We start from the raw sequence: 16,398 nt of genomic DNA, 5'->3' as shown, positions 1-16,398 counted from the left end.
GGCTCAGCTGGCCTGAGCCAGGCCGTGGCCGACCTTCGCGATCTCGGCTGCGGCATCGCGCAACGCCGCCGCCGCGCGGGGGCCGTGCACCTGGCCGGCGATCTCCTCCAGGCTCGAGGCGAGAAGGTCGTGCAGCCGCTGCCCGTGGTGGGACGTGCGGTGCAGCAAGGGCAGTCTGCCGTGGCACCACGCGCGGACAAGGGGAGCGATGGAGCGCGCCGGATCTGCTCCGCGCACCTCCGCCGCGACCGCGATCCGCACGATGCGGTGGGCGGCGCTCACCACGCCGACGTCACGGGGCTCCCGGGCGAAGTCGAACGGTGCGATCAGGGCAGTTGCGGTCATAACGGACAGGAGGGCCCGCCAACCCCCCTGATACCTCGCGATAGTCCCGAACGTTCTGATCCTCGACACGCGTCACATCGGTGCCAAACGTTCGGGACTATCGCGGTCAGGCGGCGAGTGGTTCGCGCAGGCCGCCGCGGACCAGGTCGGCATAGCGGCCACCGCGAAGCAACAACTCCTCATGGGTGCCCAGCTCGACGACGCGGCCACGATCGAGCACCGCGATCTGGTCTGCGTTGCGCACCGTCGAGAGCCGGTGCGCGATGGTGATGGTGGTGCGCCCCTCAGCCAACGCGTCCAGCGCTTCCTGGATCGCCCTCTCGGTCTCGTTGTCCAGTGCGCTGGTGGCCTCGTCGAGCACCAGGATGCGCGGGTCGCGCAGCAGCGTCCTGGCGATCGCCAGACGCTGCTTCTCGCCCCCGGAGAAGCGATGACCACGCGAGCCCACGACCGTCTCGTACCCGTCCGGCAGCGTCACGATCAGGTCGTGGATGCGGGCGGCCCGACACGCTGCCTCGAGCTGGGCGTCAGTGGCCCCCGGGCGGGCATGGCGCAGGTTCTCGCGCACCGTGGTGTGCAGCAGATAGGTCTCCTGCGTGACCACGCCCACGGCGTCGGCCAGCTCGCTCAGGCTCAGCTGACGCACGTCGATGCCGTCGATCCGCACGGCACCACCGGTGGTGTCGTGCAGTCTGGCGACCAGGGAGGCCAACGTGCTCTTGCCGCTCCCGGTCTCCCCGACCAGCGCCAGGGAGGTGCCCGCAGGCACCTGCAGATCGATCCCGTGCAGGACGTCGACGTGCTCGTCGTACCCGAAGCGGACGTCCTCGAAGCGGACCTCACCGCGTACGGCGCCCAGGGTGAGGGGTGTCGCGGGGTCGTCGATCTCCACCGGGAGGTCCTGGTACTCGAAGATGCGGCTGAACAGCGCCAGCGACGACGTGACCTCGACACCGACGTTGAGCAGGCTCATGAGGGGCCGGAACAGGGTGCCCTGCAGCGCGATGAAGGCGACCAGGGTGCCGATCGTCATCCCGCCCGACGTGGCCGGGAGGCCGGCCGCCAGGTAGATGGCGGCCGGGATGACCGCGAAGACCACCGTCATGGTGGCCATCCGCCAGCGTCCGGCCAGCTGGGACCGGATGGCGAGTCCGACCAGGTCGGTCGAGGTCTCCTCGAAACGGCGGCTCAGGGTCGGTCCGGCGCCGAGCGTCTTGGTGAGCACGACCCCCGAGATCGACAGGCCCTCCTCGATCTGGACGTGCAGGTCTGCCATCCTGGCCTGTCGCTGTGCGGTGATGGCGTGTCGCATCCGCGCGACCTGGCGGGTGAGCAGCACGGCGGGGGGCAGTACGACGAGGGACAGCAGCGCCAGGCGCCAGCTGAGCAGCGTCATCGCCAGTGCCGTTCCGATCACCACGGTCACGTTGGAGGCCAGAGAGGTGGCGGTGGAGGTCACGACGGTCTGCATGCTGCCGATGTCGTTGACCAGCCGGGACTGGACCTCGCCACCGCGGGTGCGGGTGAAGAACCCGACCGACTGGCGCTGGAGATGACGGAACAGGTCGGTGCGCAGCCTGTGCATGACCTGTTGCCCGACCGTGGTGGACAGCCAGGTCTGGACGACGCCGATGGCGGCCGAGGCCACAGCGACCGCGAGCATGCCGCCGACCAGGAGCACGAGAAGGTGCACGTCCTGTGCCGGGAGGGCGTCATCGATGATGTGGCGCACCAGGAACGGCTGGGCCAGTCCGATCACCGAGCTCGCCACGATGAGGGCCATGACGATGACGAGTTGGCTGCGGTGGGGGGAGAAGAGGCGGCCGATGCGGGCCAGCGAGACCGGCGAGGTCTCCAACTGGTGCCTGTCGGCCTGGCGAGCTGCCGGATCGGCGGGGAAGCCGGATCGTGGGCCGCCGCGGCGGGGGGAGTCGGTGGGGTCATCCATGTGACCACCTCGTTTCTACAGTCGATACATATACGGAGGTTACCTCACTATGAGGTTCAACGCCGAATCGGCTAGGCTTGTTCCCATGGCGGAGAACACCGGCGACCTACTCATGAGCGCGGCACGGTCGCTGCGCCGCCAGTACGGCGCTGCGCTGGCTGCCTGGGACATCACGCCTGCCCAGTCCCGCGCGCTGCGCATCGTCTGCGAGCTCGAGTCCGCACGTCTCTCGGTGTTGGCCGAGCGACTGCACATCGCGCCCCGATCGGCGACGGAGGTCGTGGATGCCCTGGAGACCCGCGGATGGGTGTCCCGGGTCGATGACGCCTCCGACCGCCGCGCTGTGTGCGTGGTCCCCACCGAGGAAGGAAGACGGTTGCGCACCGTGATGGACCGGACCCGGCAGGAGCAGACCGAGGAGTTCCTGGCCGCATTGCCGCAGAGCGACCGATCCGAGCTGAACCGGATCCTCAGCCGACTGCAGGCGCAGTGATGCGGGTAGGGCTGACCGGGGGAGTCGCCTCGGGCAAGAGCACGGTGTCGGCGATCCTGGCTGACCTGGGGGCGGTGGTCATCGACGCTGATCTTCTCGCCCGCGAGGTCGTCGCACCTGGCACCGAGGGGCTGAGCGCGATCGTCGACGCGTTCGGTGCCCAGGTGCTGAGCGCTGACGGGGCGCTGGACCGGCCCGCCATGGGGGCCATCGTGTTCGGCGACGAGCAACAGCGCCGCGTCCTCGAGGGCATCATCCACCCGCGGGTCCGGGCCCGGGCCGCGGAGCTCGAGCGCGAAGCGCCTCCCGGCGCAGTGGTCGTGCACGACATCCCGTTGCTGACCGAGACCGGCCAGGCAGGCAGCTTCGATGCGGTGCTGGTCGTCGACGTACCCGAGGAGACCCAGCTGCAACGGATGGTCTCGCTGCGCGGGCTGACGCGCGAGGAGGCGCTCGGGCGGCTGGCCGCGCAGGCCAGTCGCGAGGACCGGTTGGCTATCGCCACCCATGTGATCGACAACACCGGCAGCCTCGAGGACCTCCGCCGGCGGGTCTCGACGGTGTACGACGACCTGGTTGGCGGGCGCAGCACACTCTGACGGCCTGGGTCCGACCGGGCGGCATCCACGGCGTTCGCGACACCTGGAGGGAACCGCCCTCGATGCTCCTGTGTCCACGCCGGGATCGGGGTGTCCTGGCCCACCAATGCCGAAGACCTCCGCAGCGGGCACGGAGGTCTTCGGTGATCCACCGTCAGGTGGATCCAAGGGCGCTGATCAGGCGCCGCGTGGGCTGGCTGCCGAGGCGGAGGGGCCCCTACGCAGCCAGGTCGGGGTCCGCGAACTTGCGGAGCTTCTGGAGTGCTTCCCGCTCGAGCTGGCGGACCCGCTCGGCGGAGATGCCGTGCTTGGCACCGATGTCGGCCAGCTTGTGCTGGCGTCCGTCGGACAGCCCGTAGCGCGAGCGGATGATGTCTGCGGCCCGGTCGTCCAGCAGACCGACCAGCGAGTTCAGCCGGTCGCGGGACTCGGTGTCGAGCACCGTCAGGTCAGGGCCCGGAGCGGTCTCCTGAGCCATCAGGTCACCGAGCGAGGTGTCGCCGTCCTCGTCCACGGGGGTGTCGAGGCTGACGTGTTCGCGACCCCAGTTCAGCAGGTCGAGGACCCGCTCGACCGGCATCCCGAGCTCGTCGGCGATCTCGGTCGGGTCGGGGTCACGGCCGAGCTGACGCTCCAGGGTGCGGCGAGCGCTGCCCACCTGGTTGAGCTCTTCGACCACGTGCACGGGCAGCCGGACCACGCGGGCCTGCTGGGCGATGCCGCGGGTGATGGCCTGGCGCACCCACCAGGTCGCGTAGGTGGAGAACTTGTAGCCCTTGGCGTAGTCGAACTTCTCGACCGCGCGGATCAGGCCGGTGTTGCCCTCCTGGATCAGGTCCAGCATGGGCATCTGCGAGCGCCCGTACTTGCGGGCGATCGACACGACGAGCCGCAGGTTGGCCTGGACGAAGGTCTGGACCGCGGCCCGGCCCTCCGCGGCGATCCATTCGAGCTCGGCCTCGGTCGCACTCTTCGGCGCGCCGCCCTTGCGGCGGCCGATGCGTCCTTCGGCGAGCAGGTGCTCAGCCATCAGACCGGCTTCGATCGTCTTGGAGAGTTCGACTTCGGTGACCGCGTCGAGGAGCGGGTTGCGGGCAATCTCATCGAGGTAGAGGCCCACACTGTCGCGGCCTTCGATCTCTCGGCTTACGCCCCTCGTAGCTGTTCTGGTAGCCATCTCAGGAGCCTCCTCTCGCCTCGTGGACAGCGTCGCTGTCTCACCTCTGGTGCAACGGATCCGGGAGGCCGAAGATTCCCTGATGTTGTTGCCTACACAGGGAAATACGTGTCGGAGCCGCAAAGAGTTGCACGTCGTTGTAGTTATCAGGGACTTCTCAGGGTTGGGTACCCAGAACAGCAGTCCCTGACACGGCCTCACGGGCCGCGGGCTCCGCTCACAGAGCCTGACGGGCCGCCTTCTTGGCGGCTGCCTCATCGCGGCGCTCCACGAAGCGGGTGGCCTCGGCATCCAGCGCCGCCACGGCCGCGGCGAGCTCGTTGCGCGCCTGCTCACCCTCGGCGTCGAGGCCTTCGAGCTCCCAGACGCCCCACTGGCGCAACAGCGGCGCCACGATGTCGTCGTGGTGGATGCGCAGGTCGTAGATGCCGGCCTTGGCCATCTGCACGGCCTTGCGGGAGAAGCCGGGGATGATGCTGCCGGGCATCTGGAAGTCGACGACCTCGTCGGTGATCGCGCGCATCGTCTGGCTCGGGGTGAGCTCGAGCGCCGCCGAGACCAGGTTGCGGTAGAAGATCATGTGCAGGTTCTCATCCATGGCCACGCGCGTCAGCAGCTTCTCCGCGATCGGCTCGGCGGTGTAGCGGCCGGTGTTGCGGTGCGAGACCCGGGTGGCCAACTCCTGGAAGGAGACGTAGGCGCACACGTTGAGCAGGGGCTTGTCCGCCGAGTCGTAGCCGACCTCCATGGTCTCCATCCGGGCCCGCTCGAGCTCGTCGGGGTCCACGCCCCGGGTCACCAGCAGGTAGTCGCGGATGCAGAACGCGTGGCGCCCCTCCTCAGCCGTCCATCTGTTCACCCAGGTGCCCCAGGCGCTGTCACGGCCGAAGGCTCGCTCGACCTCGCGGTGGTAGCTGGGCAGGTTGTCCTCGGTGAGCAGGTTCACCTCGAGAGCTGTCCGGGCGATGGGCGAGAGCTGGGACTGGGCCACCTCCCACGGTTCGCCACCGAGGTCCTTGAAGTCGCGCCCGAGGCTCCACGGGACGTACTCGTGCGGCATCCACTCCTTGGCGATGGACAGATGCCGGTTGAGGTTCTCCTCGACGACAGGTTCGAGTTCGGCGAGGAGCTGGGAACTTTCAAGGTCGGCCATGCTTCTTTGTACTCCTCGACACCACGCGTGTCGACGGACCACGTCGCAGGAGACAATGTAGAGTTGATGACTCTAGATTCGGGGGGATGCGATGACACGGTTCCCATGGCGGGCCACGACAGCTGTCGTCGTCCTCGCCCTGGTCGCAGGCGCGCTCGCGGCCACGGGGCGCTCGGGCCCACCCGCTCGTGCCGACAGGGCCACCCAGTCGGGTGCGCAGCCCAACATCGTGCTGGTCCTCACCGACGACCTCTCACGGGACCTGGTGGTCCACATGCCCGCCGTACGTCGGCTGAAGCAGGCGGGACTGTCCGCGGAGCGCTACATCATCAGCAACTCGCTCTGCTGCCCCTCGCGGGCCTCGCTGCTGACCGGTCGCTACTCCCACAACACCGGGATCTTCACCAACGAACCCCCTGATGGTGGGTTCGAGACCTTCCATGACAACGGCGGCGAGGAGTCGACGCTGGCCACGGACCTGCAGGCGGCGGGCTACCGGACGGGCTTCCTGGGCAAGTATCTCAACGGCTACCCCGTCGCCGGCGGCTATGTGCCGCCCGGGTGGTCGACCTGGGTCAGCACCGATCGCGGCTATCGCGGCTTCAACTACACCCTCAACGTCGACGGCGAGCTGCGGCGGCGCGGGGACCGGCCGGTGGATTACCTCACCGACGTCCTGGGCAGGTACGCCGACCGCTTCGTCAGCGAGAGCGCGAAGTCCGGGCAGCCGTTCTTCCTCGAGATCTCGACCTTCGCCCCGCACACCCCCTTCGTCCCGGCGCCTCGTCACGCCCGGCTGTTCCCGCGCCTGAAGGCCCCGCGCGGGCCGGCCTTCGATGTCAAGGTGTCCGGCTCGCCCGCGTGGCTCGACGTCCCGAGGTTGACCCGGCGCGACAAGCAGATGATCGACCGGCGGTTCCGCAACCGGGTCCGCTCGGTCCAGGCCATCGACGAGATGCTGGCGAAGGTCCGCACCACGTTGCGTGAGCAGGGTGTGGCCGGGGACACCTACGTGATCTTCACCTCCGACAACGGCTACCACCTGGGGCAGCACCGGCTGCGCGGGGGCAAGATGACGGCGTTCGACACCGACGTGCGGGTGCCGCTGATCGTGTCCGGACCTGGGGTTCCGCGCGGCGCCAGCACGTCCGCCGTGGTCCAGAACATCGACCTGAGGCCGACCTTCGACGAGATCGCGGGTGCCGCCATCGCCTCGGAGGTCGACGGTTTGTCGTTGCTGGGGCTGTGGCAGGGCGCCGCCGTGGCGACGCGTGACTACGCACTGATCGAGCACGACGGGCCGGTGGCACCCGGCGATCCCGACGCGCAGCCGCAGCTGGCAGGCTCCCTCACGGCCTACGCCGCGCTGCGAGGCCCGTGGACCACCTATGTCGAGTACCAGAGCGGCGAGCGGGAGTTCTACGACCTGCGCACCGACCCGGCCCAGAACGTCAACGCCTACGCCTCGCTCAGCAGCGAGGAGGTGGCACGCCTGCACCGGCGGCTCGCAGAGCTGGCCGCCTGCGCCGGGGTGCAGTGCCACAGCTGACCCGGGCTTGGCTCAGTCCGCCAGACCCATCTTGTCCAGGATCCAGGCCAACGAGAAGGCCCGGTCCGTCCAGGCCTTGTAGCGGCCAGACACCCCGCCGTGGCCGGCGGACAGTTCGGTCTTGAGCAGGAAATCGCGGCGACCCGTCGCGGTCGCCCTGAGACGTGCCACCCACTTGGCGGGCTCGACGTAGAGCACCCGGGTGTCGTTCAGCGAGGTCTCGGCCAGGATCGGCGGATAGTCCAGCGCGGCGACGTTGTCGTAGGGCGCATAGGCGGCGATCGTGTCGTAGGCGGCGAGGTCGGCCTCCGGGTTGCCCCACTCGTCGTACTCGGCCACCGTCAACGGCAGGCTCGAGTCCAGCATCGAGGTGAGGGGGTCGACGAAGGGGACCTGCGCCACCGCCCCGGCGAAGAGCTCCGGCGCCTGCGTGAGGACGGCGCCGATCAGCAGACCGCCGGCTGAGCCGCCCTCGATGACCAGGCGGTCGCTGGTGGTCCAGCCGGTGTCGATGAGGTGCCGGGCGCAGGCGATGAAATCCCCGAAGGTGTTCTGCTTGTGGTCCAGCTTGCCGTCGTCGTACCAGTGCCGCCCCATCTCGCCGCCGCCCCGCACGTGCGCGATGGCGAAACCCGCGCCACGGTCCAGCATCGACAGCCGGGCCACGGAGAAGTACGGGTCGATCGAGGCCTCGTAGGCGCCGTAGCCGTAGAGCAGGAACGGGATCGGGCCGGCGTCGCGGGCACCGCGCCGGTGGACCAACGAGATCGGCACCTGGGTGCCGTCCTCGGCCGTGGCCCATACGCGGTGTTCCTCGTAGTCGGCCGGGTCGTAGCCGCCCAGGACGGGAGCCTGCTTGAGCAGGGTGAGCTCGCGGGTGCGGACGTCGTAGTTGAACACCGACGGCGGCTTGGCCATCGTGGTGTAGCCCAAGCGGACCACCGGCTGCTCGAAGGCCGAGTTGGCGCCCGAGCCGATGGTGTAGACGGCGTCCTCGAACTCGACGAGGTAGTCGTCGCCCAACCCATCGTCCGGCCCCACAGCGTCGTGACGGAGCTCCAGGATCCGCAGCTGGGTCAGCCCGGCGCTGCGCTGGTGCACCACGAGGTGGCCGGCGAAGGCGTCGATGTCCTCGAGTCGGGTGCCGGCGCGGTGCGCGATGAGGGGTGTCCAGCCCTCCGGACCGGTCGGGACGATCGGTGCCCGTCCGATCTCGAAGTCGGCACCCGTGGAGTTGTGCAGCACCAGGAACTGGTCCTCGCCACCGATCACCGCGTGCTCGAGGGAGTACTCGACGCCCTCGGTGCGCGGATGGAACAGCACGAAGCCGGCTTCAGGGTTCTCCGCGTCGAGCACCCTGTATTCGCTGGTCGTCTTCGAGCCGCTGGCGATGACCAGGAAACGGTCGCTGCGCATCCGCCCGGCGCCGACGCCGAAGCGGGCATCGGTCTCGTGGAACACCAGCGTGTCCTCGGCCTGGTCGGTGCCCAGGGTGTGGCGCCAGATCTTGTCGGGACGCCAGGACTCGTCGATGGTCGTGTAGTAGACATGCTCACCGGCGCGGTCCCAGGTGACGCCGCCCAGCACGCCGGTGATGACGTCCGGCTCGAGCTCGCCGGTGGCGAGGTCCTTGATCCGCACGGTGTAGCGCTCGTCGCCGACCACGTCGGTGGAGTAGGCCAGCAGGCGGTCGTCGGAACTGATCGAGGAGCCGCCCATCGAGAAGAACTCGTGGCCCTCGGCCAGCACGTTGAGGTCGACGAGCAGCTCCTCGCCGGGCAGGGCAGGCTGGTCCGGCGCGCAGTCCTCGGCCGGCTGCGGGGGAGTCCAGTCGTCAGGGTCGCTGACCCGAATGCGGCAGCTCGCGCCGTACTCCTTGCCCTCGAAGGAGCGCGAGTAGTACCAGTAGCCGCGCACCCGGGACGGGACGGACAGGTCGGTCTCCTGGGTGCGTGACCTGATCTCCTCGAAGAGCTGGGTGCGCAGTCCGGCCAGGTGCGCGGTCTGCTCCTCGGCGAACGCGTTCTCGGCCTCCAGATAGGCCGTCACCTCTGCGGAGTCCTTGTCGCGCAGCCAGTCGTAGTCGTCGACCCGGGTCCGGGTCTCGACGCCGAACTGGTGGACGGTCTCGACGGGAAGGCGTGCCGCAACGGGTGGTTCCATGCGGCGAGGCTATCGGGCGCTCCTCATCCACAGGTGACCCCCTGAACCTGTGCAGTGACAGGCCGTTTCTGTGGAGAGACTTGTCGCATCTGTGGAGGACACGCCGTGACTCGAATACTGGGGTCGAAATGTCGGCCCGACCTCTTGCGCAGCGTGGCCTCGGTCACATAGAACTCTCCTACGCCCTCTCGCAAGGGAAGGCGGGATCAGCAGAACGAGAAGGTCCAGATCGCGGAGCAATCTGCGGCGCTTGCCGGTGACGAAGGCGGGCGGGGCCAGAGAGTTCAGTTGGTCGACCTGAGGCGTCACACGACGGTCAAACCGAGGGGCCCTGTGGAACTCATACTTTCGCAGGGCCTCTCACCTATTTCTGGCACCCTGTGAGGGTGATGGCCGCACTCGACCTCAACGCCGATCTCGGCGAGGAGGTCACCGACGACGAGGGTCTGTTGGCGTTGGTGACCAGCGCCAACGTCGCCTGCGGCTATCACGCGGGCAACGCCGAGATCATGCGGCGGGTGTGCGCCGAGGCGGTCCGACGAGGCGTCACGATCGGTGCCCAGGTGTCCTACGCGGACCGGGAGAACTTCGGGCGCATTCCCCGCGAGGTGCCGCTGGCGGTGCTGCGTGAGCAGGTGGCCGATCAGGTGGGAGTCCTGAGTGAGATCGCAGCCTCCGAGGGTGGTGCGGTCGGCTATGTCAAACCGCACGGTGCGCTCTACCACCGGGTCATCGACGACGCCGAGCAGGCCGGCGCCGTACTCTCCGGATCGGCGGCGCTCCCGCTGCTGGGGATGGGCGGCGCGGTGATCCTGTCGATGGCGGCCCAGGCCGGCCGTCGTACGTTCCTGGAGGGCTTCCCGGACCGGGCCTACACCTCAGCGGGCCGGCTCGTACCTCGTGGTGAGCCGCATGCGCTCGTCGAGGACAGCTCGGCGATCGCCGCCAACGCGGTGCGGCTCGCAGCCCGCGTGGACTCGGTGTGCGTGCACGGTGACAGCCCCGATGCCGTCGCCCACGCCCGGGCGGTACGCCGTGCGCTGCTTGCGGCCGACTACGTGTTGCGGCCGTTCGCCTGAGCGGCGTCTGACACGCTGGTCTCGTGCACCTGATCCCGGTCGGCCGTGACGCCGTCCTCGTCGAGGTTGCTGACGCTGCCCAGGCGGTGTCCCTGGCGACCTGGGCGCGGGATCGGGTCACCGCGATCGAGATCGTGCCGGCTGCCCGCACGGTGCTGTTCGACGGGGTCGAGGATGACCTGGAAGTGGCCCTGAAGGGTTGGCATCCCGGCCTGGCGGTCATCGGCGCGAACGTCTCGCTGGAGGTCGAGTGGGACGGTGCCGACCTCGACTTCGTCTCCGAGCTCTGGGGTCGCCCCGCACCTGAGGTGCTCCTGGCCACCGAGTTCACCGTCGCCTTCTGTGGCTTCGCGCCGGGCTTCTCCTACCTGACCGGGCTGCCGGAGACGCTGGCCGTGCCGAGGCTGGACAGCCCCCGCAGCCGAGTCCCGGCAGGCTCGCTGGCCCTGGCCGGCGACTTTGCGGGCATCTACCCGAGCGCCTCGCCCGGGGGCTGGCGGCTCGTCGGCACCGTCGACGCGCCGTTGTGGGACCCCGCCCGGACCTCCCCGGCCCTGCTGCCGCCCGGCACGCGGGTGCGGTTGCGATGAGCAGCACCTCGATCATCACGGTGCTCGATCCGGGGGTGCTCACCACGGTCCAGGACGAGGGCCGCCCCGGGTTCGCACATCTCGGCGTACCCCGGGCAGGTGCTCTCGATGTCCCGGCTGCCGCCCTCGCCAACCGGATCGTGGGCAACGGCCCCTCGGCCGCGGTGCTGGAGACGGTGCTGGGCGGGCTGCGCCTGCGCTCCGACACCGGTGTCTGGATCGCGGTGACGGGAGCGCCGGTGCCACTGAGCATCGACGGGCGTCCGCGGGGTGTGCAGGTCCCCGAATGGGTGCCCGCGGGAGCCGAGGTCTCGCTGGGAACGCCCGACCGGGGGGTGCGCAGCTACGTCGCCGTGGCCGGTGGGTTCGCAGTGCCTGAGGTGTTGGGCTCACGCAGCACCGACACCCTGTCCGGGGTGGGCCCGCCGCCCCTGGTCACCGGGCAGGAGCTGCCCGTTGGTGCCTCCGTCGGCGAGATCCGTGCACACGACACCCCTCGTGGTCCCGCGGTCGGCCCGCTGCGGCTGCTGCCCGGCCCGCGTCGGGACTGGTTCGCAGACAGTGCGCTCGATGTCCTCTGCGCGGGTCCCTACTCGGTCCTGGCGGAGTCCAACCGGGTGGGCCTGCGACTGACCGGCGAACGGCTGCCCCGCGTCAGGGACGGCGAGCTGGCCAGCGAGGGCATGGTCTTCGGCGCGATCCAGGTGCCGCCCGACGGGATGCCGGTCGTCCTGCTCAACGACCACCCGGTGACCGGGGGCTATCCCGTCATCGCGGTGGTGGAGCCGGGGGACCTGTGGCAGTGCGCCCAGCTGCGGCCCGGTGAAGCGGTCCGCTTCACGCACCGTCGATGAGCGGTTGCAGGGCTGGATCGTCGGCGGAGTAGCTGCGCACCGGGCCGGGTGGGGTCTCAGCGGTCTCGAAGCGCACGGTCACCACGCCCTTGCCGGCCCCCCAGACCCAGCCCTGACCCAGTTCGTCATGCACCACGTCCATGCCGGGGCGCCAGTGTCGCGGGTCTACAGCGGGCAGCTCGACCTCCTCGACCAGCTCGCCCTCCGCCTCGGTCTCACCGAAGAGATCCTCCTGGATCCAGTCGGCCAGGCCCGAGACACCCACCCCCAGCAGTCGGACCCCACCGGAGGTGTCGAGATCCTCGAGCAGCGCACGCGCGAGGCGGGCGATCGTGCTCGCCTGGTCGGTCGGTGCCGGCAGGGTCGAGGACCGGTTGAGGGTGGTGAAGTCGTGGAGGCGCACCTTGATGGTCACCGTGCGCCCCGACAGTCCGTGCTTGCGCAGCCGTTCCGCGACCTGGCCGGCCTGACGAGTCAGCAACCCGGTCATCAGGCTGCGGTCGGTCAGGTCGGTCTCGTAGGTGCCCTCGACACTGACTGACTTGGTCTCGCGCTCTGCGACCACGGCACGGTCGTCCTGCGCACGAGCCAGGTGGTGCAGGGACTGGCCGTGAGACTTGCCGACCTGTCGGACGAGCTCCTCGAGGCTGAGCGCCTCGAGGTCGGCAACGGTGTGGACGCCGGCTCTTCGCAGCCTTTCGGCGGTGGCCGGCCCGACTCCGGGGATGACGGTCACCTTCATCGGGCGCAGCAGCTCCTGCTCGGTCCCCGGTGCCACCACGGTGAGCCCATCCGGCTTGTCCAGCTCACTGGCCACCTTGGCGATGAACTTGGAGGTGCCGATCCCGACACTCGCGGTGAGTCCGCCGGTCACGTCGTAGACCTCACGTCTCAACGTGGCCCCGAACTCGGTGACACTGTCGACCCCGAGGTCGGGGAGGTCGGCCTGGGCGAGGTCGACGAAGGCCTCGTCCAGGGAGAGTGGCTCCACGAGTGGAGAGTGACTGCGCAACAGGGTCATCACCGCCGAGCTGGCAGCGTGGTAGGCGTGGAAGCGTCCCGAGAGGAACGCCGCGTTGGGGCAGCGGGACCTGGCCTCGCGCGTGGACATCGCCGAGCGCACGCCGAAGACGCGAGCCTCGTAGGACGCGGTGGAGACCACACCGCGCATGCCGACACCGCCGACGATGACCGGTTTGCCGCGCAGGGACGGCTTGTCGCGCTGCTCGACCGCTGCGAAGAAGGCATCGAGGTCGATGTGCAGGATCGAGGCGTCGGGTCTCACGGCAGCACGGTCCAGCCCATGTCGGGCAACGTACCCGAGGCCGCCGACACTTCGAGGACCGACCACGCCTCCGGTTGTCCACAGGCCCGCGAAGCCAGGTGTGAACCGGGCGTCCAGCGGGGAGGACCCCGCCATGACCACGCGCGACCACCAGCCCCCGACGATGACCGCTCGCACCCCGGAGGACCTGCTGGCCGTCGTGCCCGTGGTGCTGGGGTTCCACCCCGAGGACTCCATCGTGATGCTCACCTTCGGCTCACCGAGCGGGAGCTTCCACGCCCGCGTCGACCTACCCCCGCGGTTCAGCGTCGGCGCGGCGGTCGCGCCGCTGCTCGCCGCCTCCCAGCGCAACCGGGTCGACAGAGCAGCCTTCGTGATCTACTCCTGCGACGAGCCACTGGGCGTGTTCACGGCTGCGCAGATCCGCCGGGCCTTCCGCGGCGCCGGCATCGACGTCATCACCGTGCTGCGCGCGGATGGGGCGCGCTGGTTCGAGATCGACCCCCGGATCAATCCCGGCAAAGGGCGCTCCTATGACGTCTCGGCGCATCGGTTCGCCGCCCAGGCGGTGTTCGACGGGACTGTGACCCACCGCAGTCGTGCGGACCTGGCGGCCTCCTTGGTGCCGGTTCCCGACCAGGTCGCCGAGGTGGCGAGCCACCTCCCGGCGATCCTGTCGCAGCTCGGGTCCGTGCAGGTCTCGGCCGAGGCCGCGTGGGCCGCTGAGACCGTGGCGGCCGCGGTTCGCCGCACAGCGGGACCGGCGGTGCGCGCTGATGTCGTCGCCCGCCTGGCGGTGGCCCTGGTCGACGACCATGCGCGGGACCGGGTGTTGCTCACGCTGCGTCGCAGCAACGCGTCTGGACATGCTCGGCTCTGGTCGGAGGTCCTGCGCCGAGTGCCGGAGGAGTTCGTGGTCGCGCCCGCCGGTCTGCTCGCGGTGGCGGCCTGGCAGTCCGGGCAGGGCGCCCTGGCGTGGTGCGCGGTGGACCGGTGCCTCGAGATCGAGCCCGAGGACGGCGTCGCAGCCTGCGTCGCGGGGCTGCTCGAACACGCGGTGCCACCGAACGCCTGGGAGGCGTGGCTCACCGGCCCGTCGAGCTCGACTCCTGGCCCAGATGCTGGATGAGGTGCCGGGAGAGGAGCCTTGCCCTAGGCTTCCGGGCATGGGCGAAGAAGTCGCGGCACAGGAGTTCTCCCGGGCCGACAGAACCCGTCACCGGGAGAAGGTACGCCGCTGCCTCGATGTGTTCGCCCGCATGCTGCGCGAGGCGGCCTTCGACACCGACGACCCGATGACCGGGCTGGAGATCGAGTTCAACCTCGTCGACGACGACGGTCACCCGGCCCTGAAGAACGCCGAGGTCCTCGACGCGATCGCCGACCCTGACTTCCAGACCGAGTTGGGCCAGTTCAACATCGAGATCAACGTCCCCCCGGCCAAGCTGCGTGAGGGTGGGCTCACGACGTTCGAGGACAATCTGCGGCGCAGCCTCAACGACGCGGAGACCAAGTCCAACGCTCTCAGTGCGCACATGGTGATGATCGGGATCCTTCCCACGCTCGAGGAGCAGCACCTGTCTCCTTCCACCCTGAGTGCCAATCCGCGCTACAAGCTGCTGAGCGAGCAGATCCTCGAGGCCCGGGGCGAGGACATCGTCATCGACATCCGTGGCGCCGAGCGGCTGCAGACGACGGCCGACTCGATCATGCCCGAGGCCGCGTGCACCAGCACCCAGTTCCACGTCCAGACCTCGCCGGCCAACTTCGCCGACTACTGGAACGCCTCCCAGGCGATCTCAGCCGTCCAGCTCGCCGTGGGAGCCAACTCGCCCTACCTGCTGGGCAAGGAGCTGTGGCGCGAGACCCGGATCCCGTTGTTCGAGCAGGCCGCCGACACCCGCAGCGAGGAGCTCAAGGCGCAGGGTGTGCGTCCGAGGGTGTGGTTCGGGGAGCGCTGGATCACCTCGGTGTTCGACCTGTTCGAGGAGAACGTCCGCTACTTCCCGGCGCTGCTGCCCATCACCGAGGACGAGGATCCGCTGGAGGTCCTCGAAGCCGGAGGTACGCCGCGCCTGGGCGAGCTCCGGCTGCACAACGGCACCATCTACCGCTGGAACCGTCCGGTCTACGACATCTCCGGGGGAGTGCCGCACCTGCGGGTCGAGAACCGGGTCCTCGCAGCGGGCCCGACGGTCGCCGACACCATCGCCAACGCCGCGTTCTTCTTCGGCCTCGTGCGCAACCTGGCCGAGAGCGAGCGGCCGCTGTGGTCACAGATGTCGTTCAGTGCCGCCGAGGAGAACTTCCACACGGCCGCCCAACAGGGCATCGAGTCGCTGATCTACTGGCCCGGGGTCGGCCAGGTCCGGGCCACCGAGCTCACCTTGCGCCGCCTGCTGCCGATGGCCCACCAGGGCCTCGAGGCCTGGGGCGTGGAGTCCGAGGTCAAGGACAGGTTGCTCGGCATCATCGAGCAGCGGTGTCTGCTCGGCACCAACGGCGCCGAGTGGTTCACCCGCCGGGTGCATGAGCGCACGTCCGGCGGCACAGCCCGCAGCGAGGCGTTGCGTCAGACGCTCGTGGACTACCGCGAGCGGATGCACACCAACGAGCCTGTTCACGCCTGGGACTGAGCTCGGCTCCTGAGCCGCAGGCGTTTCCACTCCCTGCCGTCGCCTCCGGCCACGTCGCGCCAACCTCGTTTGGTGACGACGACCATGACCAGGGGCAGACCGGCCTCGCCGTACGCGGTCCTGGCCGCGGCGTACCACTCGAGGTCAAGATCCTCGGCCCCGAGCTCGCCGGCCCGGGTCAACCAGAACAGCGGTGCCGGCCGGTCGGTCAGCGTGCGACTCACGAGCGCTCCGGCGACCTCTGCACGCAGTGCATGGTCGAGGGGTTGGTCCGGCTCGAGCGTGAACCTGGCCTCGACGCCGCCCGGTGTGCCGGCGTGAACGGCAGCGGTGAACCACCTGCTCCGTTCCTCGTGTCGCAGGCGGGCAACCTCGAGCCGAAGTGATGCCCGCGGGATCGTGGGTGCGGGAAGGGCGCGCACCTGGGCTGGCATGGATTCAGCCTGACGCATCGCCGTCCGCGCCGCGCCCATCGTCCACAGGCCTGCCCAGATCACGTTTCATTCGATACCGTTCCCACACGGGCC

At 69.5% G+C, this 16,398-nt stretch carries 15 protein-coding genes; 8 read left to right on the top strand and 7 right to left on the bottom strand.

Annotation, left to right across the window (positions count from 1 at the left end):
- Positions 1–3: 3 nt before the first annotated feature.
- Together AB7I40_RS18930 and AB7I40_RS18925 are read right to left on the bottom strand one after the other, a co-directional pair.
- Positions 4–345: a hypothetical protein gene (locus AB7I40_RS18930; RefSeq protein ID WP_428346809.1), complete on the bottom strand. Its 342-nt coding sequence runs from the start codon at positions 343–345 to the stop codon at positions 4–6.
- 106 nt (positions 346–451) lie between these two features.
- Entirely contained in the window at positions 452–2,293 is a 1,842-nt protein-coding gene (locus AB7I40_RS18925) for an ABC transporter ATP-binding protein (protein WP_428346808.1), read from the bottom strand.
- Between the two features lie 85 nt (positions 2,294–2,378).
- On the opposite strand from AB7I40_RS18925, the gene AB7I40_RS18920 reads away from it, so the two are divergent.
- Both AB7I40_RS18920 and coaE read left to right on the top strand, forming a co-directional pair.
- On the top strand, positions 2,379–2,786 hold the full coding sequence (locus AB7I40_RS18920) for a MarR family winged helix-turn-helix transcriptional regulator (protein ID WP_428346807.1): 408 nt from the start codon (positions 2,379–2,381) through the stop codon (positions 2,784–2,786).
- Entirely contained in the window at positions 2,786–3,385 is a 600-nt protein-coding gene (coaE, locus tag AB7I40_RS18915) for a dephospho-CoA kinase (protein WP_428346806.1), read from the top strand. The genes AB7I40_RS18920 and coaE overlap by 1 nt, the downstream gene beginning before the upstream one ends.
- 217 nt (positions 3,386–3,602) lie before the next feature.
- On the opposite strand, the gene AB7I40_RS18910 is transcribed toward coaE, so the two are convergent.
- Together AB7I40_RS18910 and AB7I40_RS18905 are read right to left on the bottom strand one after the other, a co-directional pair.
- Entirely contained in the window at positions 3,603–4,562 is a 960-nt protein-coding gene (locus tag AB7I40_RS18910) for a sigma-70 family RNA polymerase sigma factor (protein ID WP_428346805.1), read from the bottom strand.
- 217 nt (positions 4,563–4,779) lie between these two features.
- Positions 4,780–5,715, bottom strand: a complete 936-nt coding sequence (locus AB7I40_RS18905) for an acyl-ACP desaturase (protein ID WP_428346804.1) — start codon at positions 5,713–5,715, stop codon at positions 4,780–4,782.
- A 91-nt stretch (positions 5,716–5,806) separates the two neighbouring features.
- Between AB7I40_RS18905 and AB7I40_RS18900 the strand changes: the two genes are divergently transcribed.
- A complete protein-coding gene (locus AB7I40_RS18900) occupies positions 5,807–7,264 on the top strand; it encodes a sulfatase family protein (protein WP_428346803.1) in 1,458 nt (485 codons plus the stop codon).
- Between the two features lie 12 nt (positions 7,265–7,276).
- Here AB7I40_RS18900 and AB7I40_RS18895 read toward each other — a convergent pair whose 3' ends face one another.
- Positions 7,277–9,427: a S9 family peptidase gene (locus tag AB7I40_RS18895; RefSeq protein WP_428346802.1), complete on the bottom strand. Its 2,151-nt coding sequence runs from the start codon at positions 9,425–9,427 to the stop codon at positions 7,277–7,279.
- A 389-nt stretch (positions 9,428–9,816) separates the two neighbouring features.
- Here AB7I40_RS18895 and AB7I40_RS18890 point away from each other — a divergent pair, with 389 nt between their 5' ends.
- Genes AB7I40_RS18890 through AB7I40_RS18880 form a run of 3 tightly spaced genes read left to right on the top strand, consistent with a single transcriptional unit; the run spans position 9,817 to position 11,950 of the window.
- Positions 9,817–10,506: a 5-oxoprolinase subunit PxpA gene (locus tag AB7I40_RS18890; RefSeq protein WP_428346895.1), complete on the top strand. Its 690-nt coding sequence runs from the start codon at positions 9,817–9,819 to the stop codon at positions 10,504–10,506.
- A 23-nt stretch (positions 10,507–10,529) separates the two neighbouring features.
- Positions 10,530–11,096: a 5-oxoprolinase subunit B family protein gene (locus AB7I40_RS18885; RefSeq protein ID WP_428346801.1), complete on the top strand. Its 567-nt coding sequence runs from the start codon at positions 10,530–10,532 to the stop codon at positions 11,094–11,096.
- A complete protein-coding gene (locus AB7I40_RS18880; RefSeq protein ID WP_428346800.1) occupies positions 11,093–11,950 on the top strand; it encodes a biotin-dependent carboxyltransferase family protein in 858 nt (285 codons plus the stop codon). Before AB7I40_RS18885 ends, AB7I40_RS18880 begins: the two co-directional genes overlap by 4 nt.
- Here the strand turns inward: AB7I40_RS18880 and AB7I40_RS18875 are convergent.
- Positions 11,934–13,235, bottom strand: a complete 1,302-nt coding sequence (locus AB7I40_RS18875) for a DNA polymerase IV (RefSeq protein ID WP_428346799.1) — start codon at positions 13,233–13,235, stop codon at positions 11,934–11,936. The genes AB7I40_RS18880 and AB7I40_RS18875 overlap by 17 nt on opposite strands.
- Positions 13,236–13,368: 133 nt before the next feature.
- Between AB7I40_RS18875 and AB7I40_RS18870 the strand changes: the two genes are divergently transcribed.
- The gene (locus AB7I40_RS18870; protein WP_428346798.1) at positions 13,369–14,364 is read left to right on the top strand and encodes a DUF4192 domain-containing protein; all 996 of its coding nucleotides are present in this window, start codon (positions 13,369–13,371) and stop codon (positions 14,362–14,364) included.
- A 37-nt stretch (positions 14,365–14,401) separates the two neighbouring features.
- A complete protein-coding gene (locus AB7I40_RS18865) occupies positions 14,402–15,871 on the top strand; it encodes a glutamate--cysteine ligase (protein WP_428346797.1) in 1,470 nt (489 codons plus the stop codon).
- Here AB7I40_RS18865 and AB7I40_RS18860 read toward each other — a convergent pair.
- Positions 15,856–16,305: a hypothetical protein gene (locus tag AB7I40_RS18860; RefSeq protein ID WP_428346796.1), complete on the bottom strand. Its 450-nt coding sequence runs from the start codon at positions 16,303–16,305 to the stop codon at positions 15,856–15,858. The genes AB7I40_RS18865 and AB7I40_RS18860 overlap by 16 nt on opposite strands.
- Between the last annotated feature and the right edge of the window lie 93 nt (positions 16,306–16,398).

The organism is Nocardioides sp., from assembly GCF_050246775.1.
Classification (GTDB): Bacteria; Actinomycetota; Actinomycetes; order Propionibacteriales; family Nocardioidaceae; genus Nocardioides.
The sequence above is the reverse complement of the archived record's forward strand: the minus strand, read 5'-3'. Positions and strand labels throughout refer to the sequence as shown.

Bases quoted from the DNA above. Each gene is read 5' to 3' on its own strand.
- AB7I40_RS18930 (WP_428346809.1), bottom strand. From the start codon at position 345: ATGACCGCAACTGCCCTGATCGCACCGTTCGACTTCGCCCGGGAGCCC.
- AB7I40_RS18925 (WP_428346808.1), bottom strand. From the start codon at position 2,293: ATGGATGACCCCACCGACTCCCCCCGCCGCGGCGGCCCACGATCCGGC.
- AB7I40_RS18920 (WP_428346807.1), top strand. From the start codon at position 2,379: ATGGCGGAGAACACCGGCGACCTACTCATGAGCGCGGCACGGTCGCTG.
- coaE (WP_428346806.1), top strand. From the start codon at position 2,786: ATGCGGGTAGGGCTGACCGGGGGAGTCGCCTCGGGCAAGAGCACGGTG.
- AB7I40_RS18910 (WP_428346805.1), bottom strand. From the start codon at position 4,562: ATGGCTACCAGAACAGCTACGAGGGGCGTAAGCCGAGAGATCGAAGGC.
- AB7I40_RS18905 (WP_428346804.1), bottom strand. From the start codon at position 5,715: ATGGCCGACCTTGAAAGTTCCCAGCTCCTCGCCGAACTCGAACCTGTC.
- AB7I40_RS18900 (WP_428346803.1), top strand. From the start codon at position 5,807: ATGACACGGTTCCCATGGCGGGCCACGACAGCTGTCGTCGTCCTCGCC.
- AB7I40_RS18895 (WP_428346802.1), bottom strand. From the start codon at position 9,427: ATGGAACCACCCGTTGCGGCACGCCTTCCCGTCGAGACCGTCCACCAG.
- AB7I40_RS18890 (WP_428346895.1), top strand. From the start codon at position 9,817: ATGGCCGCACTCGACCTCAACGCCGATCTCGGCGAGGAGGTCACCGAC.
- AB7I40_RS18880 (WP_428346800.1), top strand. From the start codon at position 11,093: ATGAGCAGCACCTCGATCATCACGGTGCTCGATCCGGGGGTGCTCACC.
- AB7I40_RS18870 (WP_428346798.1), top strand. From the start codon at position 13,369: ATGACCACGCGCGACCACCAGCCCCCGACGATGACCGCTCGCACCCCG.
- AB7I40_RS18865 (WP_428346797.1), top strand. From the start codon at position 14,402: ATGGGCGAAGAAGTCGCGGCACAGGAGTTCTCCCGGGCCGACAGAACC.
- AB7I40_RS18860 (WP_428346796.1), bottom strand. From the start codon at position 16,305: ATGCCAGCCCAGGTGCGCGCCCTTCCCGCACCCACGATCCCGCGGGCA.